Annotated in this window: 21 protein-coding genes; 15 read left to right on the forward strand and 6 right to left on the reverse strand. The window is 50.3% G+C overall.

The features are described 5' to 3' along the window. Positions 1-10 precede the first annotated feature (10 nt). The 4 genes from sdhA (at position 11) to JMI88_RS22820 (ending at position 5,531) form a co-directional block, all read left to right on the forward strand. Entirely contained in the window at positions 11-1,747 is a 1,737-nt protein-coding gene (gene sdhA / locus JMI88_RS22805; protein ID WP_201364278.1) for a succinate dehydrogenase flavoprotein subunit, read from the forward strand. Positions 1,748-1,758: 11 nt separating this feature from the next. After that, positions 1,759-2,466 (forward strand): succinate dehydrogenase iron-sulfur subunit, encoded by a 708-nt coding sequence (locus JMI88_RS22810; protein WP_201364279.1) that lies wholly within the window; start codon positions 1,759-1,761, stop codon positions 2,464-2,466. A 197-nt stretch (positions 2,467-2,663) separates the two neighbouring features. Beyond that, positions 2,664-3,545, forward strand: a complete 882-nt coding sequence (locus tag JMI88_RS22815; protein ID WP_201364280.1) for an alpha/beta fold hydrolase — start codon at positions 2,664-2,666, stop codon at positions 3,543-3,545. A 480-nt stretch (positions 3,546-4,025) separates the two neighbouring features. Then, positions 4,026-5,531, forward strand: coding sequence for a tetratricopeptide repeat protein (locus JMI88_RS22820; protein ID WP_201364281.1), 1,506 nt, complete (start codon positions 4,026-4,028; stop codon positions 5,529-5,531). 77 nt (positions 5,532-5,608) lie between these two features. Here JMI88_RS22820 and JMI88_RS22825 read toward each other — a convergent pair whose 3' ends face one another. Continuing rightward, positions 5,609-5,929, reverse strand: coding sequence for a hypothetical protein (locus JMI88_RS22825; RefSeq protein ID WP_201364282.1), 321 nt, complete (start codon positions 5,927-5,929; stop codon positions 5,609-5,611). Between the two features lie 1,037 nt (positions 5,930-6,966). Between JMI88_RS22825 and JMI88_RS22830 the strand changes: the two genes are divergently transcribed. Beyond that, positions 6,967-8,157 (forward strand): LolA family protein, encoded by a 1,191-nt coding sequence (locus JMI88_RS22830; RefSeq protein WP_201364283.1) that lies wholly within the window; start codon positions 6,967-6,969, stop codon positions 8,155-8,157. A gap of 90 nt (positions 8,158-8,247) precedes the next feature. Here the strand turns inward: JMI88_RS22830 and hemH are convergent, their stop codons facing one another. From hemH to JMI88_RS22850, 4 genes are all read right to left on the reverse strand, one after another. Further along, positions 8,248-9,186, reverse strand: coding sequence for a ferrochelatase (gene hemH / locus JMI88_RS22835; RefSeq protein WP_201364284.1), 939 nt, complete (start codon positions 9,184-9,186; stop codon positions 8,248-8,250). Positions 9,187-9,198: 12 nt separating this feature from the next. Then, positions 9,199-10,281, reverse strand: a complete 1,083-nt coding sequence (gene hemE / locus JMI88_RS22840) for a uroporphyrinogen decarboxylase (RefSeq protein ID WP_201364285.1) — start codon at positions 10,279-10,281, stop codon at positions 9,199-9,201. Between the two features lie 153 nt (positions 10,282-10,434). After that, a complete protein-coding gene (locus JMI88_RS41150) occupies positions 10,435-12,393 on the reverse strand; it encodes a serine/threonine-protein kinase (RefSeq protein ID WP_201364286.1) in 1,959 nt (652 codons plus the stop codon). Positions 12,394-12,553: 160 nt separating this feature from the next. Further along, positions 12,554-13,816, reverse strand: coding sequence for a serine/threonine-protein kinase (locus JMI88_RS22850; RefSeq protein ID WP_201364287.1), 1,263 nt, complete (start codon positions 13,814-13,816; stop codon positions 12,554-12,556). A 549-nt stretch (positions 13,817-14,365) separates the two neighbouring features. On the opposite strand from JMI88_RS22850, the gene JMI88_RS41155 reads away from it, so the two are divergent. After that, the gene (locus JMI88_RS41155) at positions 14,366-14,587 is read left to right on the forward strand and encodes a translation initiation factor (protein WP_236023019.1); all 222 of its coding nucleotides are present in this window, start codon (positions 14,366-14,368) and stop codon (positions 14,585-14,587) included. Positions 14,588-14,742: 155 nt separating this feature from the next. Here the strand turns inward: JMI88_RS41155 and JMI88_RS22860 are convergent, their stop codons facing one another. Beyond that, a complete protein-coding gene (locus JMI88_RS22860; protein WP_201364288.1) occupies positions 14,743-15,159 on the reverse strand; it encodes a VOC family protein in 417 nt (138 codons plus the stop codon). Positions 15,160-15,509: 350 nt separating this feature from the next. Here JMI88_RS22860 and JMI88_RS22865 point away from each other — a divergent pair, with 350 nt between their 5' ends. The 9 genes from JMI88_RS22865 (at position 15,510) to JMI88_RS22905 (ending at position 26,753) form a co-directional block, all read left to right on the forward strand. Continuing rightward, complete coding sequence (locus tag JMI88_RS22865) at positions 15,510-15,983, forward strand: hypothetical protein (RefSeq protein ID WP_201364289.1); 474 nt, start codon at positions 15,510-15,512, stop codon at positions 15,981-15,983. Between the two features lie 465 nt (positions 15,984-16,448). Next, the gene (locus JMI88_RS22870) at positions 16,449-17,102 is read left to right on the forward strand and encodes a translin family protein (RefSeq protein WP_201364290.1); all 654 of its coding nucleotides are present in this window, start codon (positions 16,449-16,451) and stop codon (positions 17,100-17,102) included. 265 nt (positions 17,103-17,367) lie between these two features. Continuing rightward, complete coding sequence (menA, locus tag JMI88_RS22875) at positions 17,368-18,729, forward strand: 1,4-dihydroxy-2-naphthoate octaprenyltransferase (RefSeq protein WP_201364291.1); 1,362 nt, start codon at positions 17,368-17,370, stop codon at positions 18,727-18,729. Between the two features lie 275 nt (positions 18,730-19,004). Next, positions 19,005-19,538, forward strand: a complete 534-nt coding sequence (locus JMI88_RS22880) for an MOSC domain-containing protein (protein WP_201364292.1) — start codon at positions 19,005-19,007, stop codon at positions 19,536-19,538. A gap of 191 nt (positions 19,539-19,729) precedes the next feature. Further along, positions 19,730-20,386, forward strand: coding sequence for a hypothetical protein (locus JMI88_RS22885; protein ID WP_201364293.1), 657 nt, complete (start codon positions 19,730-19,732; stop codon positions 20,384-20,386). Between the two features lie 165 nt (positions 20,387-20,551). Beyond that, the gene (locus JMI88_RS22890) at positions 20,552-21,331 is read left to right on the forward strand and encodes a TatD family hydrolase (protein ID WP_201364294.1); all 780 of its coding nucleotides are present in this window, start codon (positions 20,552-20,554) and stop codon (positions 21,329-21,331) included. Next, entirely contained in the window at positions 21,328-22,512 is a 1,185-nt protein-coding gene (cysS, locus tag JMI88_RS22895; RefSeq protein ID WP_201364295.1) for a cysteine--tRNA ligase, read from the forward strand. Before JMI88_RS22890 ends, cysS begins: the two co-directional genes overlap by 4 nt. Positions 22,513-23,066: 554 nt before the next feature. Then, positions 23,067-25,520, forward strand: coding sequence for an MFS transporter (locus JMI88_RS22900; protein ID WP_201364296.1), 2,454 nt, complete (start codon positions 23,067-23,069; stop codon positions 25,518-25,520). A gap of 72 nt (positions 25,521-25,592) precedes the next feature. After that, positions 25,593-26,753, forward strand: coding sequence for a hypothetical protein (locus tag JMI88_RS22905; RefSeq protein ID WP_201364297.1), 1,161 nt, complete (start codon positions 25,593-25,595; stop codon positions 26,751-26,753). Positions 26,754-26,760: the final 7 nt, after the last annotated feature.

The following is a 26,760-nucleotide window of genomic DNA, read 5'->3' on the forward strand; positions in this document are numbered from 1 at the left end:
AGGATTAATTATGTATCAGAAGTTTGATGTGGTTATTGTTGGCTCTGGCGGCGCCGGTCTGATGGCAGCGATGCAACTTCCCAATGCCAGTGTTGCAGTCCTGACCAAGGTTTACCCTACCCGTTCACATACCGGAGCAGCGCAAGGTGGCGTTGCAGCGGCCCTCGGTAACCAGGAAGAAGATCATTGGAAATGGCATATGTACGACACCGTCAAGGGCGGTGATTACCTGGTTGATCAGCCAGCAGCAGAGATCCTGACGCGCGAAGCTATTGACGCGGTATATGAACTAGAGCATCGAGGACTGCCTTTTAACCGCACAGACGATGGACGCATCGACCAGCGCCGCTTCGGCGGGCATACTCGCAACTTCGGCGAGGGTCCGGTACGCCGTTCCTGCTATGCCGCCGATCGCACAGGACACATGATCCTACAAACAATGTACCAGAACGCCATCAAAAATGAGGTGCGCTTCTTTAATGAGTTCCTGGTGCTGGATCTGCTGATCAATGATGGGCAGGCCTGCGGTGTCGTCGCGTTGGAGATCAAGACGGGCGAGATCCATACCTTCCACGCCAAAACGATTTTATTCGCTACCGGTGGCTATGGCCGCGCCTGGCGCGTTACCAGCAACGCCTTTGCCTGCATGGGCGATGGCATGTCAATCGCCTATCGCCGGGGTATTCCGCTGCAAGATATGGAGATGTACCAGTTCCATCCCACGGGCATCTATAAAGTGGGTGTACTGCTCAGTGAAGCAGCCCGCGGTGAAGGCGCCAAGCTCCTCAACGGCAAGGGCGAATACTTCATGGAGCGCTACATGCCGGTCCTGAAGGACCTGGCTCCCCGTGATATTGTCTCACGCTGTATCGTGCAAGAAATCAAAGATGGCAACGGTATCGATGGCAAAGATTATGTCTACCTGGATGTGCGCCACCTGGGAGCCAAGAAGATCGCTGAGAAGTTGCCCGATATTACAGATTTCGCCCGTAACTACCTGGGCGTCGAACCAATCACCGAGCCGGTGCCGATCCAGCCTACCGCCCACTATGCGATGGGTGGTATTCCAACTGATGTCGATGCTCGTGTCGTCATCGATTCACAGTGGACACCCATGCCGGGCTTCTATGCCGCAGGAGAAGTAGCCTGCGTCTCCGTCCATGGCGCCAACCGCCTGGGCACCAACTCGCTGGTAGACCTGATCGTCTTCGGACGACGCGCTGGCAAGCACATGGCGAAATTTATTCAGGAGACCGACTTCGTTCCCCTGCCAGCCAGCCACGAGGAATACTCACGTGAATATATCGATCATCTCTATAGCTCAACCGGCGGCGAATCGGCGGCCCATATTCGCTCCGAGTTGCAGAACGAAATGATCGAAAACGTCTTTGTGGAACGGCACGACAAAGGCATGCGCCATGCCCTCGACCAGATTGCCGGCCTGCAAGAAGCCTACAAAAACGTTCAGCTACAGGACAAAGGCAAACGCTTCAACACTGAACTGGTAGAAGCAGTGGAGCTTGGTTTCCTGTTAGACTGCGCAGAAGCAACCATCCATGGAGCCCTGGCCCGTACAGAGAGCCGAGGAGCCCATTTCCGCCTTGATTATCAGAAACGCGATGACGCGAATTGGCTCAAGCACACCCTGGCCTATCGCGGCACTAAAGCTCATGATGTACGCCTGGACTATAAAGATGTGATCCTCATCGACGATCCAATCTTCAAGCCCAAGGAACGCAAATACTAGAGGAGTTGGCAATGAACGTACTGATACGTATTAAGCGTTATGATCCAGAGCGAGACGCTAAACCCTACTGGGACGAATTCCGGGTCGAAGCAGATCCGATTGATCGCTTGCTGGATGCGCTCAACACGATCAAATGGACTATGGACGGCACCCTCACATTTCGTCGTTCTTGCGCCCACGGAGTTTGTGGTTCGGATGCGATGCGCATCAATGGACGGAATCGCCTGGCCTGTAAAGTGCTGATGCGTGACGTCGGTAATAAAGTCACCATCGAGCCCATGCTGGGTTATGCAGTCATTAAGGACCTGGTTGTCGATATGGATCGCTTCTTCGATAAATATCGGTCTATCAAGCCCTTCCTGATCACATATGATAACGAGCCTGGCACAGAGCGGCTTCAGTCTCCGGCGCAGCGCGAACGCTACGACGAGGGCACCAAATGTATCCTGTGCGGCGCCTGCACCGGCTCTTGCCCGTCCATCTGGGGCAATCCAGATTGGGTTGGACCAGCTTCGATCGTGAATGCGCACCGCTTCATTTTCGATAGCCGTGACCAGGGTGCAGCCGAGCGGCTCCAGCTGTTGAGCCACAAAGATGGTGTCTGGCGTTGTCGCACCATCTTCAACTGCGCCGATGCCTGTCCACGTGGTATACCTGTCACCGATCTGATCGAACAGGTCAAGCGCGCCGTCGTATACGGTGGACCAGAAGAAGCCTGAGGTTATGGGCGTTTGCCAGTGCGCTGGCAAACGCCCATAGGTTCGAACCTTGCGCCCGATTTTTCGCTCACGCACGTAAATGCCCAAGAAACGATATCATGTTTTCATTCATCAACCAGCAGAACCATAAAAAACCTACACCTGAAAGCGTTTTGCTCCATTTTTATACTACTATATAAAACATGGAGGAACTTTATATGGGAGTATCAACCGAAAGCTGGCAGCATCAAGACATTATGACCAATACCATTCGGATGCATTATGTCACTCAGGGCGAGGGTCCGCTGATAGTTTTGCTGCACGGATTTCCCGAATTCTGGTATTCATGGCGCCGGCAAATCCCCTTTCTGGCGGAACTCGGTTATACCGTTGTGGCACCGGATTTACGCGGCTACAACGATAGCGATAAGCCAACCAGTGGCTATGATGTGCCAACGCTGTTACGCGATATTGTCGGTCTGATCAAAGGCCTGAGATATGAGAAGGCTATTATCGTCGGACACGACTGGGGAGGCGTCCTGGCCTGGAACTTCGCCATTGCCTATCCCGCGATGACCGAAAAGCTGATCGTATTGAACGCGCCCCATCCAGGCGCCATGCAACGCGAGATGCGCACGCTCAAGCAATTGCGCAAAAGCTGGTATGTCTTTGCGTTCCAGCTTCCCTGGCTGCCTGAGTACATACTGGGTCGCAACCATGCCGAGACCATCGGGCGCATGTTCCAGGAGACGGCCGTAAAAAAGGAGGCCTTTCCCCCAGAGGTACTCGCCCGTTATCGAGAGGCCATGAGCAAGCCACGCGCCCTCACATCCAGCATCAACTATTACCGCGCGCTCTTCAAAAGGCCACAAAACTTGCTGGACAGCCGGGCCACCCGAGTAATCAACATGCCCACACTCCTCATATGGGGTGAGCAGGATGTGGCGCTGGATATCGCACTCACCGAAGCACTGGACCAATGGGTCACGAATCTGCAGGTCAAACGCATTCGCGATAGTGGACACTGGGTACAGCAGGAGCACCCAGAACTCGTCAATCGCTTCCTGCGCGAATTTCTACAAACCAGCACAACCCGGTAACGGTCAGATCCAGCACAACAGCCCGTAATCATCAACGATGATCCACAGGACGTAACGCAGTAAATTTTACTGGATGCGTCCTCATTGTTTATTGAGAACTTTCTTACAGTATAAAGCATATCAGAAAACTTTATTACATTCTAACCGACTTATATAGGAATTTCGCCTTTAGCATTGTAATTGCAGGGCTTTTTTGGGTAAAATAGATACATATACATGTATACACCCGGAACCACACGCTACTCCTGCTATTATTCATATTTTATCGGGTTAATTTACGCTGACACCATCCCTGTAAAATGGCGTGGGTAGCCATTAAACGCTATATCTGGAAAACGGCGTATCTCTTCTGTATTTTAAATTTATATTAGTAAAAGCCCGACAGAGAGGCCTGCTATCTCTGTACAAAAAATGAATACAACATCATCGCAGCCAGAGGACACAACGTCTCGCTCTGAGCTTCACACTGGTCAGGCAGGGATGTCTCCCGAGAACGTTCCGGCCGCCAGGGAACCATCATCCCCTACACTGCGTGACACCAGTGAAGTCCCCACCGAAAAAGTACCTGTTGTCCATGCGACAGGGGCTTCCTGGCCAGCATCAGCGCCTGCGCCATTGTATCCAGACTACCCACCACCAGGGGCCAACAATAATTTCCCGGCTCCCCCTATGCCAACACCTGTACGGCAGCCTAAAGGCATTGCCAGGCCGCTACCTACCTGGGCATTTATCCTGGGTCTGCTCGTAATTGTAGGGACACTGATCACCCTGTTTTTCACCGGCAGTGACTGGGCAGACGGCGATCTACACCTCGCATTCGTCGCCGCCGGGCTAGCTGTCATGCTCTTGATTGTGCTCGGCATTCGCTCCCTGGCCGGCATGGCGGCCAGCAACAATCCTCAGCGACTGAGACAGTATGTATCCTCCATTCTGGTCATCATTATCCTCTTCACCAGTGGAGGCGCAGGATTGCTGGCACACGGATCCCTGCATGCTGCTCAAGCCCACTTCCTGGAAAACCAGCACCAATGGGGACAGGCCATCACCGAATACCAGTTGGCCGGAGAAAAAGCACCCTCAAGCGTTGACCTGGCGCGCACCTATGATGAATGGGGAGAAGACCTGAGCCAGAACAAACAGTTCCAGGCCGCGAATGGCAAGTTCGACATGGTGCAAAGCAATTTCAGCCAGACACCAAACGAGGTTAGCCGCGCGCAAAAAGATGAGACACAATCCTATATCAACTGGGGCAAACAGGAAGCCGGACAACACCACTACACCAATGCCACCAGCCGCTTCGACTATGTCCTCAGCCTGTCCTATTGTGGCTCAGATTGTAAGGCCGAGGTCAGCGCATTAGACGCCACCGCCTATTATAATCAGGCAGAAACGATGCTCAGCCAGAAAAATTATCAAGAGGCCGTCACTAGCTTCAAGGTGGTACAAAATCGCTTTCCGCAGGCGCCAGAAGCGAGCAAGCAGCATAAAGATATGAGCAAAGCACTGCTGGGAAAAGGCAAGGAAGATAAAAGCACCCTGTGTGAAACGGCTCTGCCCGTCTATCAGGAACTGGCCACCAAATTTGCCGACACGCCCGAAGGTCTGGAAGCAAAGGCAGCCCTGAGTGTCCCTCAGCCAGTGTTAGGGCATTTCGTCAATGGTGTACCAAAGCTCAGCGATGGCTATGTAAAGATCAATGCTTCTTTATTACAAAATTTGAGCACCGATGTTACCAGAGACGACTTCTACCAGCAAATGGCCAACGCCCCGACAGCCACCATCAGCGACGACGGGCACTTTAAATTCCAACCCCTCAAACCCGGTACCTATGACCTGGTATGGGGATTTATACGCAATGATGGCTATGAACTCTACATGTTCTACCATTCAAAAGAGACCAATCAGCCCATTTATGTCGCGCAGGTAGGTCAGCTCTGTCCCTTTGATTTCGGGGATATCCAGGACCCATTCATGCAAAACAATTAGCGATAAAAAATATTACAAACAAAAACAGGGCATCGACTGGTAGTGCATCGATGTCCCTGTTTTTTGTTTGCAGACCCTTACCTCATATGTATCTTCACCGAGCGCCGAGGGCGCTGGCTTCCATTTAGCTCAGGAGCCGGCTCCTGCAGTTGCAAAACCATTTGGGTAATAGACTCATGCTTCTCCACATCCGGATATCCACCACTAGTAACTTCGACTTCATGCCTCTGGAGTGCTCCTAGTGGGCCCTCTGCTTCAATGACCTGCTCCATCCATTGCATGCCGCAGATTCCACATATCCCATGGCTTGCCTCATAGAGCTTGGGTAGCGGTAAAGGAGACAAACGCTCCCCTGCGCTATTAATTAAGCGCAAGCACCAAGCGCATTGACGCACCATACATCCACATCCTTTCTCAGCAGGCGTCTCCTCGTAAAAAGGAGTCGTTATCGGCATTATAAAATCTATCTCAATAGATTTTCTTGACAAATCTGGTCCCAGGAATAAAACATTTTTATGTATGAATTCTTCTTACACATACATAATGAACGGTAACGGCCTTTGATTTCGCGATAAATGGGAGACTTGATAGAGTGCACCAGAATATATTCACTACCACCCTCCACCAGCCACCTCGTGACGCGGATACAAGACGATCATACTACAACAGCAATCGACGATATAATAGCCGCGTATTTTTGTTCCCTATCTATTATAATCAATCTTAAGCCAAATAATGAGTAAATTTCGACCTGTTTTTGAATAATGGATAAAAACAGACGAAAATGTCTCTATATTTACCAGTTAAAAATACTCATCCCTCTATTTCTCCACCATAAAATTACCAGATATAAGCATGTGCTATAGCAATTTTTGATAAAGAAATATTTGACAGACCACCGTAAAAATGAACATGCGAATGTCAAATAACTAGCATAAACGCTACTTTAGAAACGAATAGGGTATAGAGAAGCCACATGCTTTCTACACTATCCCCCAAAAGGTTATATATTATATTTTCTGCTGCATGATATACTATTTAGTAGCAAATGTATACTTTTAAAAGCGCCAGAATCCTGGCTGGGGTAGTTAAAGGGCTTGTGGCTAATACATTTCATTGAGAATATGTCTGAAAGCCATAGGGCTCGCGCCTGCGGCTCCTGACGCTACGCACCTGCGCCGCTCAATAGATCTTTTCTGTGTTGGTGCAACCTGTGCGCATTGCACACAGGTTGCACCAACACAGAAAACAGGCTCGGGTGCGCATGCACCCGCCTGTACGGGGGCGTCTGGCTTCCTATGGTGATGGACTTCAGACATATTCTGAGGATTGTAGCTGCGCTTCGAAACGGTATACAATATTTTTGACTGGTATTTGTTCGATTACTGAGTAATTTAGAACATATACGATGTTCTTTATAAAAGGAGTTCTTTCTATGAACCTCTCTCACTGGAGGTCTAGTACGCTATCATTGCTCGCCCTGCTGCTTACCTTGCTGGTAATCGCAGGCTGTGGCAGCGAAAGCCAGACACAGACAACTGCTACTCCCACCAAAGCGCCGATCAAGTCTACTCCAACATTAACCAGTGGATCAGGGCAAAATATCCTGGACTCGATGGCAAACAAGCTGGATAGCGCGACGACGCTGCATGGAATGTTCAATCTGACCAGTTCCAGCCGGACATTCAATGGCACCGTTGAAACAGAGTTATGGAAAGCGGCACCGGATAAAAGCCGTACAGAAGTACAGAAATCTACCCTCGCACAGTTGAGTAAGGGCGCTCTGTCAGTGAGCGATGGGCAGCAGATATGGCAATATGACCCGGCCAAGAAAGTAGTATATACGGGCAAAGTGACTCATAATGCCAATACTCCTGATACACAGAGCAGAGGAATCGCGGGCTCAGCGGGCGGCCAGGGCCAGAGCCTGCTCAATATCATCCAGAGTATCTTTGATCATAGCAGCGGCACCCTGCGCTCTTCATCTGCCCAGGTTAGCGGGCTCACTGCCTATGACATCCATGTAGTGCCACGCCCCAATGGTAGCGGAGTTGACGCCACTAACTTTAACTATAATGGCGAAATCTATGTCGATAAAAATACTCAACTCCCGCTGAAAGTTGATCTGAACATTAATAGTCTGGGCAAAATCGCGGTCGCCATACCTCAGCTGGCGCTTAACCAGCCGGTCGACAACAAACTGTTTACCTTCACTGCTCCCACTGGTACGAAGACACGTCCGCTATCAGACCTCAATGGAACACAGGACACAGGCAAACTAACGCTGGCCCAGGCCCAGAAACAGGCTGGCTATCACCTGTTGAGTATTCCAGGCAATCAGAGCGAATATACGCTGACCGGTGTCACCGCTCTGGGAACACCGGGCCTACAAACCTATACGCTAAACTATATGAAAGGCAGCCAGGCCTTTACGCTAGCTGAGGGCAAGCCACTGGCTAACCTTCCTGGACGAGGAACGGCAACCACGCTACGCGGCAGTAGCGCCAACATTTACAGCAACAATGGAACTACCACACTCTCGTGGACCGAAAAAGAGATTGGCTATCGCATTAGTGGTGCGATCAGTGCTGATCAGGCAAAGCAGATTGCGACGCTACTCAATTAGCACCTGTGGTGCTATACTCAATATTGAGTAGCTTTGTCCAAAAAAGAGTGTGCGGCCACTGATGCGGCCGCACACTCTTTTTAATGATTTTTATTGGGCCAGGGTGTCTTTGACGACGGCGGCGAGGGCTTTGATGAAGAGGGGGCTGGTGTTTAGAGATTCGGTGCGAGCAAATTGAATGCCGTGCTCTTCAGCCTGCTCGCGCGCACCAACTTCGATGTCATACAGAATCTCCAGGTGGTCGGCCAGGAACTGCACTGGAGCAATCAATACATGCTGCTTGCCGGCTTCCTTCAATTCAGGCATCACATCAGCAAAGTCTGGTTTAAGCCATTCCTCGGGAGTGTGGCCGGCGCTCTGGTAGCAGAACATCCAACGATCATCCGCCAGGCCTGCGCGTTTGGCAATCTCAGCTGCCGTCTCTTTGAGATGGTTGATATAATCTGGCTCGTTCTCAATCACACGTTTAGGCATGCTATGTGCGGTCAGCAATACCGGAACCCGGTCGCGCACATCCTCCGGGAAGCGCGCCAGCGCCTGCTGAACACGCTCGGCCACCGCCTGCAAGAAGAAGGGCTGCAAATGCCAATCGGTCGAAATCTTCAACTGCAGATCGTCCTGGTGCAGGTTCTCATAGGCCTGCTGCAGTGTCTTGATATAACCACTCATGATAATAGGAGAATATTGTGGAGACATAATAATGCCCACCAGAGATTGCGCACCGGCGGCCGTCTCGGGTACCATATCCGCCACAAAAGGCGGTGAGAAACGCATGCCGGCGGTCACATGATAGGTGGTGCCATCGGTACTGCTCGTGTTCAGCTCTTGCTCTAAGGCCTGGGCCTGCTCTTGCGTAATACGGATCAATGGTGAGCCACCGATCAAAGCATAGCGGCGCCGAAACTCGGTCAACACCTCTTCTGAAGGCTCTCGACCACCATACACATTTTTAATATAGGCAGGAATATCATCCAGAGTAGCTGGCGAACCGTACGTCATCAACATGACACCAACATGTTTATTTGTCATCTGTTTCTTCCCTTATCTTTTTGTCGTTTCATGGACAGCATCCACCAGGCGGCGCAACAAATCAGGATCGGCCGCCATCGGGATACCATGTCCCAGGTTAAAAATATGACCGGGCCGATTGGCCGCTCGGCGCAACACATCTTGCATACCGGCCTCCACCACAGGCCAGGAGGTTAACAACAACGTCGGATCCAGATTCCCCTGAATGCCGCGCTCCAGGCCGATGCGCTCCCAGGCCGTATCCAGTTCGACGCGCCAATCAACGCTAATGACATCACCACCAGCTTCAGCCATACTCTCCAGTAAGGCCGCCGCCCCGGTACCAAAATGGATCGCCGGCGTCCCTGTCTGTTTGATGGCCGCAAAGATACGCTGTGTATATGGCAACACAAAGCGGCGATAAGCGGTAGGGCCCAGAGTGCCGATCCAGCTTTCAAAGATCTGAATAACATCGGCTCCGGCAGCAATCTCCGCCAGGACATATTGGGTTACAACAGTAGTTACCTTCTCCATTAACGTATGCCAGAGGGCAGGCTGGCTATACATGAGAGCCTTGGCGGTCGCATAATCACGCGAAGGCTTGCCCTCAATCATGTAGCAGGCCAGCGTAAAAGGTCCGCCAGAGACGCCGATTACCGCCTGCTTTCCCTCTAATTCGCGTCGCACCAGGCGCAGCGCCTCAAGAATATAGGGTACCGACTCCTCAATATTCATCAACCGCAGAGCCTCTACATCATGGGCTGAGCGGATCGGATTGTGGATAACAGGGCCTTCGGTACGAAGCTCGAAATCAATCCCCATGCCCTCCAGAGGAAGCATGATATCAGCATAGAGCACAGCGCCATCGACCCCAAAGCTTTCCACCGGCATTATAGTCATCTGAGCACACAACTCAGGCGTTTTGATGAGGGTTAAGACATCATATTTTTCACGTAGCTCTTGATAACCTTTCGAGCTACGACCAGCCTGGCGCATGAACCAGATTGGAGTCGCATCGGGTTGCTCATGCCGACAGGCGGCTAGAAAACGCGCAACGCCAGTTGAAGGAACATGCGGCGACTGTGCAGTAGAGGCAGGTATTCTATCTTGTTGCATAAGTGTTCCTTGTCAGATTTTTGCGCACCCACCAGGGTTTCCCGCAAGGTGCTTTTCATATCATAGCGCGCTAACCAGGAATTAGGCAACCGCGAATCTACAAAAATCTGCCAAAAAATTGAAGAGCGGTAGAGATTTAGAGATTTATCTTGGTTACGGAGTGACGCTGGAGAGTTTGAGGTGCGTAAAGCTGGCAATAGCCTGCTCGGTGGCTGAGATAGTACCAGCCTTAAAAGCCAGCTGACCATTCTTGTAGGTTGAATCATGGACCTCACCCAGAAAAATACCGTTCACATAGAACTTGAAATCACTGCCCTTTGCCAGCACAAGCAACGTATTTACGCCTGAACCGGGCACGATCGCGCTACTGGCAGTAGGCTTGAGCAGGGTCGCATATCGGTTGCGGTCAGCACCGCCATCATGGCGCAAGAACGAAAACTGACCCACATTATTAATTTGAAAGGCATAGTATTGATCCCCACGCAACCGTAGCAACATATCAACCGTACTACCGGATAACAAAGAAACATTCACCTGAACGCTGGCATCCCCGATTAGCGGCGAGATCAAAGCGCAGGGCAGTTCAGCCGATCCCTGGCTGTACATGACGCGATAAGATCCATAGGCGAAGGCACAACTGCCGGGAGACTCGGACCAGCGGCCGCTCGTATTATTGGCCAGATCGTCTTGCAAGATCAGCTGTCCGGGCGCAGCGGTACTTTTAGGGTTTGTTGGGTTTACATGTCCGGCTGACTGAGGAGCACTGGCCACCGGCACCGAATGGACATTCCCAACGACGGTATCAATGGGTCGCGTAGCGTAGAAGTAGTACATAGTACTCACAGGTAAAATGATAAAAAGCAGGATACCAGCGCCAATAATACCGGAGATAATGCCGGTGCGTCGCTGTACCCGGTGATGCATACGAGGGCGCTCCGTCACGGGAGTGGATCGTCCACGACCACGACGGCGGGGCAGCGAATGAGCATCTGACTGGACCGATGGTAATGACGATAGCTGCATAGAAGATGCAGGATCAGAAATGCCAGGAACATATCCCTGGCGACGCGCACGCCGCGATGCCCTGCGCCTGGCAACAACCGGCAATACAGGTCGAGAGGTCATCAGGCGTCTGGCGGGAGAAAAAAGACTATGGTGCCGCCGTGGTTGCGCAGGGGCCGCTGGCGCCTCCTCACTGACCAGCACTGGCTCTGGCAGGCTAATGTCAGCAAGCATCACCTGCTCATAATCTTGCTCTACAGCTAGCTCTATTGGCGTCGAATAATTTTCTTCTTCAACTGGCGCCTGTAGAGCCTGCTGGTAGGCTGCCGCCAGCTCCGCAGCTGAAGCATAACGTCGCAGTGGATCTTTATCCAGTGCCCGCAACACTACGCGATCAATAGCGCGTGTCAACGCTGGGTTGTGTAAAGAGGGAGGCAGAGGCTCATCACGTAAATGCTTCCAGAATACCGCAACCGGCGTCTCAGCCTCAAAAGGCAAACGGGCAGTCAACATTTGATACAACAGAACACCCAGTGAATAAACATCTGTACTGACTGTTGCTGGAGCATTGGCGAGATCAGGAGCCATATATTCAGGGGTGCCCATCAACACGCCAGTGCGAGTCAATGCTCCGGTCGCATCGACAAGCTTGGCCAGGCCAAAATCGGCCAGATAAACATGGCTACGATCGCGCAACAGAATGTTTGAAGGCTTAATATCGCGATGCAAGATACCATGATCATGAGCAAATTGGACGGCGCTGGCAATCTGATCAAGCAGCAAGCCCGCTTCAGCGGGAGTAAGTGGGCCCTGAGTGAGCAAATCTCGCAGCGTCCCACCGGGAACATACAGCATTACGAGCAGATGCCAGGGCTCGCACTCTTCATAGTCTAGAGCAGGAAGAATATGTGGATGGTGCAACTTATCAATAGCTTCCGCCTCGCGACGGAAACGCTCGAGATAGTCGGTCGCATAGCCGGTCATAACCTTAATAGCAACATGCTGCTCAGCAACGTCATCGTATGCCAGATAGACCTCTGACATACCGCCGCTGCCGAGCAAACGTTGCATATGATATTGTTTAACAACAGTTCCTTCTAGACCAGGCATCGCAATAAGCATCTTTCTGTCGCGGGAAATATGATGTAAAACAATACATATAACACGCAGCGACTAGATGCATAGATGCACAAATATACACTTTTATACGAAAAGGGTCATTTTTAGAAAAGATGAATGGCCGGGAAAAGCACATACATTGTTCCAGACCTCAATTACCGGACCCTTTGTGATATTCCCCGTCGTGGCCTCTGGAGTTTCCTCCCTGGCTATCATTATTGCCCCAATTATGCTTATTATTGTTATTATACTTTGAGATGGGTTGAGGAGGTGATGGATTTTTAGGTTGGGCCGCATTGGTTGGTGTGGGCGTCAGCTTAATGATAGGTTTAGCATTCGTATTAACAGCATTAGTTGAAATCACATGCTGAGGGGGAGCAGCTTCAGCTCCCCCAAGTGACATCTTAAATCCCTGTGGTCCCAGGCTCGCATGTAACACGGCAGGTGCCATCACTAATAGCAAAGGCACTAACAAAAGCGTAAACAAGAAGCGTCCACGCAACATACGATGCTTCTGACGCACAATGGTCACGCGCGGCTTCTCAAAGCCAAAATGATTGACTTGAGTAGACATATTTGCCGCATTCAAGCGATTCTCTTCTGCCAGCTTCACAGCTTGTGCATAAGCCAGATAGAACTCCTGAGCCGACTGAAAACGGCGGCGCGGATCTTTCTCTAATGCCTGAAAAAGTACCGCATCCACCTCAGCAGGGATGGATGGATTATAGATGGATGGTGGATCAGGCAGGTCACGAATATGCCGCATATAGACAGCGATAGGGGTATTCGCCTTAAAAGGGACGCGTCCGGAAAGCATCTCATACATCAAGACGCCCAACGCATACACATCGCTACAAGGTGTCGCTTCATGCTCGGCCAGTTCTGGTGCCATATACTCGGGGGTACCAATCAAGTAGCCAGTCAATGTCAGGCCATTATCTTCACCCACCCGTTTCACCAGCCCAAAATCGGCCAGGTATACATGGGTACCGTCCCGCATCAACACATTCGAAGGCTTGATATCTCGATGGACAATTCCTTTTTCATGAGCATAATGAAGTGCCTGCGACAACGGTGCAAGCACTTGATCAGCCTCAGCAAGCGTTAGAGGTCCTTGCTGCAAGCGTTTACTCAATGTTCCATGCTCAATATAAGGGGTTATTAGATAGCACCACGAATCAAATTCCCCATAGTCCAGGACGGGCAAGATGTGTTCATGGCTTAAGGCGGCCTGGGCCTTTACTTCAGCGCGGAAACGCTCGTAATAGTCACCTGCCCCTGTATTCACTAGCTTCACGGCAACGACCTGATCGCTAGCAGTGTCACGCGCGAGATAAATCTCAGCCATACCCCCGCGTGCCAGACGCTTCAGGATTTGATAGTGTCCAAGAGTGACTTGTTCTAGCTGTTGCATTACTATCCCCATGCTAAAATATACAAGCTGTTCCATCACACGCGGTTAAAAAGCCATCAGTAACGCAACTTGTGCTGCTGACTCAGGCACAACAAGCACGTTGAAGCATTTGTGTAGAGAAGAAGGGCACTCCACTCTCACGACTGGAGCAACTTTGCTCATCTGATGGTATAGCGTAACCTTACATATACATACACGGCTGTTTATCTGAATTAGTGTCAGGATGAGATTAAATACCTATTTCTCTATAAAACGAAAGAGTTCGTTCTTTTTTTAATAGATTGAAAAATAGGTATGAGCGCGATACGCTCGTATATACTTTCCAATCTATTAATCCGATGGAGGAGAACGGAATTTTGTATGAGGTTGGTATGATACAATGCAGGGTAGAGTGCTAATGGAGAGGAAAATTCGCATGCCAGACCGCATAGTTTATTCAACCGAGAGTGGTCGCATCTCGACCTGTCCCCAATGTGGACAACCTTATAAAGATTGCCGTTGCGATCAAGCAACGCCCCCAGGAAAAAGAGCGACGGTATTGTGCGCATTATGCGTGATCGCAAACAGCGCGGCGGCAAAACCGTCACGGTCATCACCGGCCTGCCTGGCCAAAGTAGCGAGTTGGCGGCGATGGCCCAGCAGCTAAAGAAGCTCTGCGGCACCGGTGGCACCGTTAAAGATGGCAATGTTGAGATACAGGGCGACCACTGCGACAAAATCCAGGAGAAACTCACCAGCCTTGGCTACAAGGTCAAAAGGGCTGGTGGCTAAAGCCAGCGCTAATAGTACCAGACATATATATTAATGCTTTTCATGGAGGAAACGAGAGCATTCATAATTGGGTGCTGACTTTTTGGGGAGGCGTCACCACGAAAAAAGCCTGCTGCCAGGTGAGCTTTTTTCGTGATGTGGGGTAGGTAGAGACGTTACGCTTTTTGACCCTCAATGTTTACAAGCCACGACACACCAAACTTGTCAGTGAGCATGCCAAACGTATCACCCCATAGGGCTTTCACAAGTGGCATTGTTACGTTACCACCAATAGAAAGCTTCTCGAAATAGCTTTTTAATTCTGCTTCGTTGTCACCACTAAGTGACATACTATAGTTCGTCCCAGCTTTATATTCCATACGATCCGGCGTGTCGGAAGCCATAAATGTAATGCCGTTGTCGGCTTCCAGCACAGCATGCATGATCTTGTTGTCTTCGCTCGGAGCTTGAGATGCATTGTACTCTTTAAATGTGCTCATCGTAAGTTTGCCCCCAAAGACAGTTTTATAAAATTCCATGGCTTCTCGAGCATTGTCTTTAAAACTAAGGTATGGGTTAAGTCTGGTTTGCATAGTTCCTCCTGGTTTAGTATTTACATTAAAAAGCTCTTTTATAATTATAAAAGAAAATTTGTTCTAATGCAAATTCTGTATGAAGTGGTCCATGGCAATGTCGATGGAGTACCTGGCAGTTATCGAGCATAAGTGAGATGTATTGAGTACTAGGTCGCAAGAACATAATATAAGCAAAGCTGCTCTTCCTTCCTTGATTTTATACTGGAGCAAGGAAGGAAGAGCAGCTTTGCTGTATTGACAAGAAGACTGACAAAAAAACTTCCGTTTTAGTAGGAGGTGCGTGGAATACTTACAGTGAGGGGAGTTTATATCGTAGCCATAAGGGATCAACAACGGAGAGGATAAAAATGAACATAGACGAGCAATTTGAACATTTTCTGGCAGGGTTAGGAGTAGAAATGGAACAACCAGAAGATCAGCAATATAGTAGTGACTCCATTCCAGAGATCTCCATTTTTCAAGCCTCACGTGATCATTATGGTGTCTTCTATCGTTTGGATATTATCGACCAAAAACCAGAATTGCGCATTATGATCCCGGTAAATAAGGGAGACGCCAAAATGGACATCTATCTTGTCCGTTTGAGCGAGCGTACACCACTTAATGAGAGTTTTGTCAGGATGTCCATGTATGAAGGCAGTGGGGCTTATGAGCAGGGGCGTGATGCGGCATTACAACATCTTCTATATGCGGCCGCTGAAATGATGAAGCAATTATTCTGGTCTGGAGATGTACAAAGCCTGATTTTTCCTCCCGAAATAGAAGTCTATCCGATTCTGGTCCAAACAGAACGCCACAGCGGCAAAAAGAGAGCTCGCTAATTATTAAACAGCATATGCTGTAAAAAGCAATCGGAAGCGCCGCTTGATCGCGGCTAGCTCCGCTGCCACTGGCTCAACCATTTGAATGGTTCAGTGTTCAGGAAAGGCGTTAGCTTCCCATGCAGCTTCGCTCATCCGATTGAATGGTATAACGCTATATATAATTAAGAGGCGCCCAAAGGACATTAGTTGTCCGTGGGCGCCTTCTTCTATGTACGTATATCAGTATCATTGGTGCTATTTTAAGGCTATAACAGAGTCGTCCAGTTACCTTGTAACGTTACATAGAGTAGAGGATGGTGATTTTTTGACCGCCCCCTATTGAATCATTGTGCAGTATCCAAGTACAATTGTACCAGTGTTGGTAAAGCTGGTCAGGGCAAACATGCTACATAGAATCAGCAGGTAGTCAGAAAATTCAACTGCATGATGCACTAGAGGCATTATAGAAAGGAATAGCATCGAATGCCCGAACAAATAGATACGATAGGGCGAGAGGCGAATGAATATTTTACCCTCAAGCATGCTGCGCGCGAAAGTGCATTGCCCAAGTCGCGTGCAGCCATTCGCTTATGTGCTAACAGTATCAGGGCTACCCATCGCCATGAGACTGCTGCCGCCGAGGCACTGCTTAAGCAAGCTGCCACATTACTGACAGAAATGGAAAAGGACCTGCAAGACCATCGTGATATTTATTTCGCAGGTTTCGTCCAGGATGCCCAAAAAGAGTACGCCGAAGCATGCACATTTGCAGCCCTCACCCAGCATCAACCTTTGCCCACACCCAGAGAACTCTCCATCGGCTATGCAGCCTATCTCAATGGTATCGCAGAAGCAATTGGGGAACTTCGACGCTATGTGCTGGATCAGCTTCGTCGCAGCAATATAGAGGGTTGCGAAATATTTCTCAACTACATGGATGACATTTATTCAGTCCTGATTACGGTCGATTTCCCAGACGCAATTACCAGTGGCTTACGACGTACCACAGATTCGGCTCGTGGCATCCTGGAAAAAACGCGTGGCGATCTTACAGCGGCGGCCATCCAATTGCAGCTACAACGATCCATGCGCGAACTTCAGGAGGGTTTACAACAACATTTGCCGGTCGATCAATAAAGAATAGGAGTCGTACGTAGAAAAAAGTCCGCTTCCTTGACTTTATTACACCAACAACAGTAAGCTGTCAGATGCTTATCATAAGCGTATATAGACGTAGGCATGGCATCTATGGCATATATTTATTAATCAGGTAGACCTGCCGACATAGATACGTACCAACTAAAGCCACACATCATATCGATGTATACAAGCACTCATACTGTAGACATATAAATGCACTCATAAAACATATTAGTCAATCGCTACACCAAGAGGGGAGCGCATGGAAAACACAGAAAAAAACACCACCAATCAAGATCTCGCTCCGGAAGTCGAGCCACGGGAAGAAGCATCATCTCAAGCAGCCCATTCCATCCAGGTGGTGGATGCCGATCCTATCCAGGACGAGGCTGTCCAGGTTGAAGATGAGCAACCCGAGGCAGCAGAAGATGAGCCCATGCCAGAGGTAGTTCCCGAAGCGACAAACAACAAAAAGAAACAATCAGCCCAGATCGTAACTGCTGATAAAGTTCAGGCCGAAGAGGTTCCAACGATCCCTATTGGTTCTTTACAAACCATCAGCACGCTTGAGCCAGAAGTGTCAGTACATTCTGTTGCTTCGATGCGAGCGGTTGGCATGCCGGTGCCGCTGGTAGTCCAGCCATCCGAGTATCGACGCGGCATCAGCGAATGGCTGGACATCTGGCGCGATGGAATTCGGCTCCACTACCTCCCGCTATCCCTGATGCCGATTATTTTAGGCACTGCCCTGGCCTGGACGCAGAGCATTACACCGGAAAAACCATTCGGCCACATTGAGATCGTCCATTTCGTTCTGGCACTAATTGGGGCAATCTTCCTACAGATCGGCGCCAACCTCATCAACGACTACTACGATCACCAGCACGGCATTGATGCCAGCAACGCCCTTGGTCCTGGTGGATTGATTCAGCAAGGACTCATCAAGCCAACCCGTGTATTAACGATGGGCTTAATCGTGCTGGTAATCGGTGCCGTAGTGGGGCTGATCGCCGCGCTTGCTGGTGGTCCGCTTACCTGCCTGTTTGGTCTGGTCATCATACTGTGCGCTTATTTCTTCAGTGCTACGAAAAGATCGCTCTCCAGCCTGGGGCTTGGAGAACTGGTAGGCTTTGGCACGTTTGGCTTATTGCCCGTCATGGGAGCCTATATGATCCAGACGGGCGGCCAGTTGGTCGCGACGACCTTTTATTATAGCCTGACACTCGGTTTCCTGGCTGCAGCCATCATCTACGCTAACAACATGCGTGATATTGAAGGCGATAGCCACGTTGGCAGAAAAACCATCGTAACCATGATAGGCCTGCGCTGGAGCCGCGTTGCCTACATCATACTGATGCTACTGGCCTACCTGGTAGTACTAGCGTTGGGTATTCCTCATGGCCATAACCACTTTGTGCTACTGGCACTGTGGACTCTGCCAACGCTCGCCGTTGCCATCAGTGGTGTGCTACGCACAGAAATTTCAGCTGGCTTCCACGACGTCATGCGCCAGAGCATGAAAATATTCGTCAATTTTACCATCTTGCTCATCATTGGTCTGGTCATAGCAGCCTATATACCAGTATTGCCCAAACTACCAGAGCACCTCATTCCACTCCCATAAAAGTAAGCTCCAAGACATAAAGAGAACTAACGCGAGCCTTCTCGAGCGAGAAGGCTCGCGTTAGTTCTCTTTATGTCTTTTCTTCAGCATATTCATAGTTAGCAAAAGGGAATATAAACCGTTATAAATAATATCACAGAATATAGCGCATATGGAAATGTATGTTGTTCATAATCGCTGCGCAGTATTGATAAAACCATATAAATATATTTTTCTTTATGTGCTATTTTTCTCTATTAATGTTTTTTTCTATATAAAATGGGAGATACTATACGATGTGGAAAGGCTCTGTTATTTCACTCCAGATCGCTCCAGGTGAAGGGCAACCTTTGATTAACATTGACCAGGCACATGCAGTTCCTGGTCGTGGTATCGAGGGTGATCGCTACTATCTGGGCACTGGCCATTTTTCAAAAATGGGGAAAGCCAGCTATGAAATAACCCTCATCGAAAGCGAAGTGCTGGCAGCACTAAAAAGGGATTATGGCTATGAACTCACGCCATTGACTGCCCGCCGCAATATCGTCACTGTAGGCGTACCGCTCAACCACCTGGTCTGGAAATCATTCCAGGTTGGAGAAGTCACATTGCTGGGTCGCAGACTGTGCGAACCTTGCTTTCACCTGGTCCAACTCACCCATCACAGCGCCCTCAGCGGCCTCCTTCACCGTGGTGGTCTACGCGCCCAGATTCTGACCGAGGGCATCATCCGGCCTGGTGATCCCGTCCAAATATCAGATAATCAGGACCTTGCTCAGGCATTTAAAGCTGAACAGGCGGCCAAAGAGGCGCTTGAACCAGCTATCTAAATCTAAAATCACTCCCTTTATGCCGTTACCTTATATTCAACGCTCAGCACCAGTGGTGCTGAGCTTTTAATCTTCTTTCTTAAGAGAGTCAATACACATTTCATATGCCCTCTCTTATTGTTTTTTATCGCGTTTCACGGAAGTTTACTGCACCTATGTTCTCAAAAGAGAGTGAGAGGTTTAATAAAAAAATGGGAATTAACTATAGTTATGAGCTCTATTTTCCCAAGGATAAAGTATGGGATGTACTCAATAAATTAGTGAAGATGGAAATGAGGTTTCCGCTACACCCTGCACAAGGACAAACAACGTTATGGTTACCTGATGGTGAAAAGATGGTGGTTCCTTTTAGTTCCCACTTGAAAACAGATCCAATTTACTATACGCATGAGACAGTCAAAATATTTTTGGACGCAAGTTTTTGGTTATATGTTGAAGAAAGCGAACGGAAACAATTTCTCCAGGATGGCTGGTGCATCAACGATCAGGGTTATATAGACCTTGGCAATATGGACTTAACTATCGATTTTAAAACAGACATTGGACAACCATTTGTTCAATTCAGCTTTGTCGCAGTAACCGATGGTATGAGTTTTCTATTTGAACTCTCCCTTTCAATACGGAGAGCGTTCGAAACGTTTTTAATTGAGCACAAGGGTATTTGTGGAATTATAGACCGAGAAGATTATCAGGATGCTATCCTCTGGTGGGCAAACAACCAGATGTGTTTTGAATTTATCCCAGGGTCATGTCCTGAACCTGATGCAGAAGAGGAAAGTCTGATAGAGCATTTTGATCTATGGTGCTCCAGACGTTTTGATGAACGAGTTCGCAGCTATTTGAAGTAGCTGCAATAACAATGGTTATAGATCAAAGCATGGGCTGAACATAGCAGGCCAGTGTATAAAAGTGTTATACTTACTTTAATAAAGGAACCTGGGAGAGAGCTAAGGCAGTTTCCGCTTTGACTCTCCTTTTCTTATGTTCACTTGCTGTTGGAAAGGATTTGTGGAGTGCTCATCGACAGCCACACACATATAGATACTGACCGCTTTCATAGTGATCGAGAAGCAGTCATTCAAGCGGCAATAGCAGGCGGGGTTACTCGCATGGTAGACCCCGGTTGCGATCTGGCTTCCAGCCAGGCAGCTCTCGCGTTGGCCAGGGCTTATCCAGGTGTCGTTTTTGCGGGCGTGGGCGTGCATCCGCACGAGGCTACGACCTATACACCTGAGGTAGAAAACCAGCTACGCGAAATGGCACGTGAACCTGAAGTAGTGGCCATCGGTGAATTCGGACTCGACTACTTTCGCATGCTCTCACCACGCGATATACAACGTAACGTCTTCTGCGCTCACTTGCAACTTGCCCGGGAATGTAATCTTCCCTGCATTATTCATGTACGCGATGCCCACGAAGATGTGATGGAGCTATTGCGCGCCCATGGTCAGGGATTGCGTGGCGTATTTCACTGTTTCTCGGGCGATGTTGCTCAGGCGGAGGAATGCCTGGCATTCGAAGGTTTCATGCTCTCATTTGCTGGTCCACTCACAAAGCAAGGGAATGCTCTTCCAGACGTTGCCCGCATGGCGCCACTCGACCGCATCCTGGTCGAAACGGATAGCCCCTATCTGGTTCCCAAACCATTGAAAGCCAGGCGGAACGAGCCACTTTTTGTAAAGCACACCGCAGCAAAACTGGCAGAGATACGCGGCATGACCATGGAAGAAATTGCTCAGGTCACAACAACAAACGCGGTTCGTTTGTTCGGTCTAGGAGAAAAGCAAGCATGAAACTATTTAATACGCTGACTCAATCTTTGCAAGAATTCAAACCAATCAATGACACGGTAACTATTTATGTGTGCGGTGTAACTCCTTATGACACCACACACCTGGGTCACGCCTTCACATACGTCACCTTCGATACACTGATTCGCTATTTAGAATACAAGGGTTATCCAGTCAAATATGTTCAGAATGTAACCGATATCGATGATGATGTGATCCGCAAAGCCGGTGAGTTAGGCATGGCCTGGGACGAACTGGGCAATCGCGAGATGGAGCGCTTCCTGAGTGAGATGGATTCACTCAACTGGCGCCGACCGGATGTGTATGCGCGCGCGACCGATGAGATCGAGCGCATCATCGAACTGGCACGAACACTGGTAGCACGTGGGCTGGCCTATGAGAGCGAAGGTTGTGTCTTCTACAGTGTACGCCAGGATAAAGATTTCGGCAAAATGGCCCAGGCTGTTGGTCTGAACGATTATCAGTCCATGCTCGCCATCGCCAACGAGCGCGGAAATTTCCCTGACGACAAGCGCAAACGAGATCCGCTGGACTTCGTGCTATGGCAGGCCCAGGCTCCAGGCGAGCCCGCCTGGGAGAGCCCATGGGGGCCAGGACGTCCCGGCTGGCACATCGAATGTAGCAGCATGTCCATGCATTACCTGGGAGAGCAGATCGATATCCATGGTGGTGGCGCGGACCTGACCTTCCCTCACCACACCTGCGAGATTGCCCAATCGGAAAACTACAGCGGTAAAGCGCCATTCGTCAATACCTGGATGCACGTTGGCATGGTCTACCAGGAAGGTGAGAAGATGAGCAAATCGCTGGGGAACCTGACTCTGGTCCGAGATATGCTCAAGAAATATAGCGCGGATGCCATTCGCATTTTGCTGCAGAGCCATCACTATCGCTATCCATGGGAATGCTTCCCCGAAGATCTTAAAATCGCGGCCGATACCGCTTACCTCTTTACGCAGGTACGAGAGATGGTTGGCCAGACGCTGGACGGCGAAGATCGCATGCTGCACAATCGTTTTATAGCGGCCATGGAAAACGACCTGAATACGCCAGAAGCGGTCCTGCTGCTCAGGCATGCCGCTCAGGAAGCCCTGGAAACAAAAAATTGTCGGCTCGGCTCTGAAGTATTACGCCTCACCGGCGTTCTGGGTTTGACAGCTTAAGCTATATCCCTGGCCGGGGGCTGGGAGGACGCTGACGCCCCTATATCTCTTTATTTATGGTGAAGTGTAAAAAATGCGCATATGCGCATTTTTTACACTTCACCATAAATATTTTGTTGAGCGCTATAGGCGCTCAACGTCAGGGGCCGAAGGCACGAAATGCAGGTACACTCCTGCTCTATGACGCGTTGGTGGTGTGGGAAAAAAGTCTGCTATCCCCGAAAGAGGTCTTCAAAAACGTTCATTGTTTAGAAATAAGCCATGGTTAGCTACTCGTGTGATAGCCCAAAAAGGCTGCTAATCGCGCGTAATACACTATACTAGAACGAGGAATCGGGCGCAAGGCTCCAATCGGGCGCTAGGCCCGAACCTACGAAGGGATTTTTTCGGGCGTCGAAAGAAAAAATCGGGCGCTAGGCCCGAACCTACGAGGGGATTTTTTCGGGCGCCGAGGGACAAATCGGGCGCTAGGCCCGAACCTACGAGGGGATTTTTTCGGGCGTCGAGAGACAAATCGGGCGCTAGGCCCGAACCTATGAGCGCATGGGGGGACAATGTATACATTTGAAGACGATCATGAGACATCTTCACGTTATAAACGGACTATGTATGATGCTTCAAGCCAGGACGAGGCGACTGAACCAGATCAGGCCCAGGATGTATCTGCTGGAGGCAGGCAGACGATTATTTTACCCGCAGATCCAACGCTGGTGGATCTGCCTACACAACCACGCCAGACAGCTACCGTAGTAGATCCAAAATGTAGCCGGACCGCGACAGCGGCCATTATCGTTGCTTGCATCGGCGTCTTTCTGACCGCCCTGGATCAAACGGTGGTAGTGACGGCCCTGCCACAGGTGATTACAGACCTGAATATTCCACTAACCCAATTGGATCATGCGGCCTGGATCATCAGCGCTTATCTGCTGGGTTTTGTGGTCGCCATGCCACTGATGGGGCGCGTCTCCGATATTTATGGACGTCGACGCATCTTCTTACTATGTCTGGTCATCTTTGGGTTTGGCTCGGTAGGCTGTGGCATTGCTCCCGCCCTGGGCAAAGACTTCCCGCTACAATTCCTGGCCACGCTACACATCGATACATCCTCGCCCGGATTGATCTGGCTGATTGTCGCCCGCGTGCTACAGGCAATTGGCGGGGGAGCCATTGTGCCGGTAGCAATGGCCATTGCCAGCGACGTTTACACTCATAAAAAGCGCGCCCTGGCGCTGGGTATCATCGGTGCGGTTACCGAAGCCGGGGGCGCGATCGGCCCGCTGTACGGAGCACTGATCGTCGAGCACCTGGGATGGCAATATATCTTTTATCTGAATGTGCCTCTGGTAATCGCCCTCTTTATCGCCGCCTGGATTTTTATTCCACGTGGCACAAAGTTACCCGAGCAGATCGACTGGCTGGGAGCCATCTTTCTGGCGCTGGCATTGACATGTCTCAGTCTGGGGCTGGCCCAACAGGGGACCTCACTGGGACCAGCCGCAGCCCATGGCAGCGCGCCACAAAACAATCCGCTGGCGCTGGTACTGGCCCTGGTCTTCTTACTCGCATTCATCCTGATCGAGCGCAAAGTGCGCTGGCCAGTCGTCGACCTGCAGCTCTTCAAACGCTTTCCATTCAGTGCATCGTCACTGGTCAGCCTGCTGGTTGGAGCAGCGTTGATCATCGCCATGACTAATATACCAATCTTCGTCGATACGGTCCTGCAAAGCTCCGTACTGGATAGCGGATTGGCCCTGTTGCGCTTAACGGTCATGATTCCCATCGGCGCGCTGCTTGGTGGCTGGCTCAGTCATCGCATTACCAGCCGCATTACCGCCATCATTGGGCTCCTATTTACGGCGGTCGGCTTTTATCTGATGAGCCGCTGGCCCACCTATATCGATTGGACGCAGATGACCATGGGGACTGTCGCGGCTGGCTTTGGATTTGGGCTGGTCATTGCTCCAATCGGTACTACTGCCATCAGCGCAGTCCGTAGCACCCAGGTTGGCATGAGCTCCTCGGTGGTGACCGCGCTCAGAATGATTGGTATGATCTTAGGATTGGCCGCCCTCACATCGTGGGCGCTGGCCTACTTCCGCCAGCTCTCGCTGGCCTATCCTACATCCCCACAGGCTAGCAGCGGCAATCCACTCACTGGCTATGCCCACTATCTAATCGAATCCGCGCATACCGTCTACTGCACCGTATTCTTTATTTCCGCCATCCTCTGCCTGATCGCCATTATTCCCGCCTTGTTTCTCTGGGGCCGAACCGCACCGACAGCGATCAGTACGGTCAATCTGGCTGACATGGATCAACTGGCCGCCGTAGCACCAGCAAGCACCGTAGGACAACGAACGGCGGCGCCGGCGCGCAACATCGTCACTATCGTTCTGGTCGCCATGCTCGTCGTAAGCGGTGGCCTGGCTACCTATCTGCTGGTCAGCAACCCGGGAGGAAATGACATACAGACGGCCGGTGCGACACGCAAAATCGACCTGGCGTTGAACCAGACCGCGCTCACCTCTATTTTTGCCAGGCAGTTCGGTCAGCAGCAAAAATTTCTCAAAGACCTGAAGATCACGCCAACGGAGAATGATGGTCTGAGCATCGCATTTAACCTACAAATAGATCTGGCGGGTATCCATCGCACGCTGCCAGTTGAAATACAGAGCAAGATGTATCTGGACCAACAACAAAATATGCAACTGACCGTACAGCACGTCAGGCGCGACGGAATTGATGCCGGACCGGCGGCGGCACAAACAATGCAAAAGGCCCTGAACCAGTTACTGATCGCGACAGTCATGCCCGCCATTCACCAGCAGCTAAAAGATGTCAAAATTGTCTCCATCCATACCAGTAAAAACATCATTTGTAGCAAAGGAGCCATTACATTCGTCTTACAGATAGAAGCAACAACCATTCAAGGCATTGCTGCGCAATCGCTCCCATCTCCAATCTGTTTTAATGACACACTAGATTTCAAAACACTACTACACAAATAATTCGCACGTATATACATGTGTGTATATAATGGCAGAGCGATAAGAAGCAATTAAGGATCGAGGATCGAAAAGATGACAAGAAGCTATACACGCGCCATACAAATCAGCTGGGTATTGCTAATCGGCTTGCTACTGATTGGTATGGCGGCGCCTGTAGATGCCTCCACGTTAGAGACCCATCAAACGAAGGCGGCCAGTATGCTCAATGCGCGGGTCTATCTAACCAGAGATGTGCTGCGCCAACGTTTTCAGGATACGATTAATCAGCAGGTGCCACGGATTAGTGCCAACACCATCAAGGGCATCGTGCATAGCGCACCGGCTGGCGACCAGGGCTGGATCGGGCAGATAGCCAATGCGCTGATCCAACCGTCAGCGACCCTGACCGAACTGACGCCCCAGGCAAATGGCTTCAACACAGGCATTAAACTAAGCCTCTATCCTGGCGATCCTAAACCAACCAATAGCCGTATGCTCGTTACATTCAGTATCCTGAACGACTCAACCATCCAGGTCAGCGGCCAATCTCTGCCCGGCAGCCAGGCGTTAATAACAGGTCCTCTGACCACCTTGCATGTGCCGATGGGTAAGCTCATTAGCGTGCAAACCACAACTAATTGTGGCGACGCCAATCTAGAACTAGGACTGCAAATTCCGTTGGCAGGCAATCAGGCTCAAGGCAATCTAAATGGGCAATACCAGGCGCGCACCAACCGCTCGGCCCCAACGACCGCGCCCCTGAGCCTGACCATGATGGGCATAGCAAGCAATCCCACAGCCTCACAGGCCGTCCCGACCTACGTTGAAGTCCCATTCAGCTCCCTCACAACGGTCGCCACTGGCGTAGGGAGTCTGCCCCTCAACAACAGCATGGTCGCAAAAAATATCCAGCTCGGCATGCAAAATGGCCAACTGGTCGTCACCGCCGATATCATCAGTCTGGTATTCGGAACACCCATGCTTAAGCTGGGAACCGCCACCACGATCATGGAGCCACAAGTTGCCAATGGAAAACTCCAGTTCCACGTCGACAAAACCACGCTCAACGTGCTAATCTTCACCTTTCCGGCCGACAACTATAATCAACAGATAGAGCAGACGCTCAACGATAAGATTGGATCGGCGTTAAGCAACGATCTAACTCTGACCTCGGCCAGCATGGGACCCAGCGCCCAGGTCAGCTGTGCGGCCGCCAACAGCCTGCTCCTGACAGGCACCACCAACCTCAGCTGACCACAAA

Source organism: Dictyobacter formicarum (genome assembly GCF_016587435.1).

Coding starts and splice junctions, on each gene's coding strand:
- JMI88_RS22815 (WP_201364280.1), top strand. CDS start 2,664: ATGGGAGTATCAACCGAAAGCTGGCAGCATCAAGACATTATGACCAAT.
- JMI88_RS22870 (WP_201364290.1), top strand. CDS start 16,449: ATGCCCGAACAAATAGATACGATAGGGCGAGAGGCGAATGAATATTTT.
- JMI88_RS22900 (WP_201364296.1), top strand. CDS start 23,067: ATGTATACATTTGAAGACGATCATGAGACATCTTCACGTTATAAACGG.
- JMI88_RS22905 (WP_201364297.1), top strand. CDS start 25,593: ATGACAAGAAGCTATACACGCGCCATACAAATCAGCTGGGTATTGCTA.
- hemH (WP_201364284.1), bottom strand. CDS start 9,186: ATGACAAATAAACATGTTGGTGTCATGTTGATGACGTACGGTTCGCCA.
- hemE (WP_201364285.1), bottom strand. CDS start 10,281: ATGCAACAAGATAGAATACCTGCCTCTACTGCACAGTCGCCGCATGTT.
- JMI88_RS41150 (WP_201364286.1), bottom strand. CDS start 12,393: ATGCCTGGTCTAGAAGGAACTGTTGTTAAACAATATCATATGCAACGT.
- sdhA (WP_201364278.1), top strand. CDS start 11: ATGTATCAGAAGTTTGATGTGGTTATTGTTGGCTCTGGCGGCGCCGGT.
- JMI88_RS22885 (WP_201364293.1), top strand. CDS start 19,730: ATGGGAATTAACTATAGTTATGAGCTCTATTTTCCCAAGGATAAAGTA.
- JMI88_RS22810 (WP_201364279.1), top strand. CDS start 1,759: ATGAACGTACTGATACGTATTAAGCGTTATGATCCAGAGCGAGACGCT.
- cysS (WP_201364295.1), top strand. CDS start 21,328: ATGAAACTATTTAATACGCTGACTCAATCTTTGCAAGAATTCAAACCA.
- JMI88_RS22860 (WP_201364288.1), bottom strand. CDS start 15,159: ATGCAAACCAGACTTAACCCATACCTTAGTTTTAAAGACAATGCTCGA.
- menA (WP_201364291.1), top strand. CDS start 17,368: ATGGAAAACACAGAAAAAAACACCACCAATCAAGATCTCGCTCCGGAA.
- JMI88_RS22825 (WP_201364282.1), bottom strand. CDS start 5,929: ATGGTGCGTCAATGCGCTTGGTGCTTGCGCTTAATTAATAGCGCAGGG.
- JMI88_RS22850 (WP_201364287.1), bottom strand. CDS start 13,816: ATGCAACAGCTAGAACAAGTCACTCTTGGACACTATCAAATCCTGAAG.
- JMI88_RS22830 (WP_201364283.1), top strand. CDS start 6,967: ATGAACCTCTCTCACTGGAGGTCTAGTACGCTATCATTGCTCGCCCTG.
- JMI88_RS22880 (WP_201364292.1), top strand. CDS start 19,005: ATGTGGAAAGGCTCTGTTATTTCACTCCAGATCGCTCCAGGTGAAGGG.
- JMI88_RS41155 (WP_236023019.1), top strand. CDS start 14,366: ATGCGTGATCGCAAACAGCGCGGCGGCAAAACCGTCACGGTCATCACC.
- JMI88_RS22820 (WP_201364281.1), top strand. CDS start 4,026: ATGTCTCCCGAGAACGTTCCGGCCGCCAGGGAACCATCATCCCCTACA.
- JMI88_RS22865 (WP_201364289.1), top strand. CDS start 15,510: ATGAACATAGACGAGCAATTTGAACATTTTCTGGCAGGGTTAGGAGTA.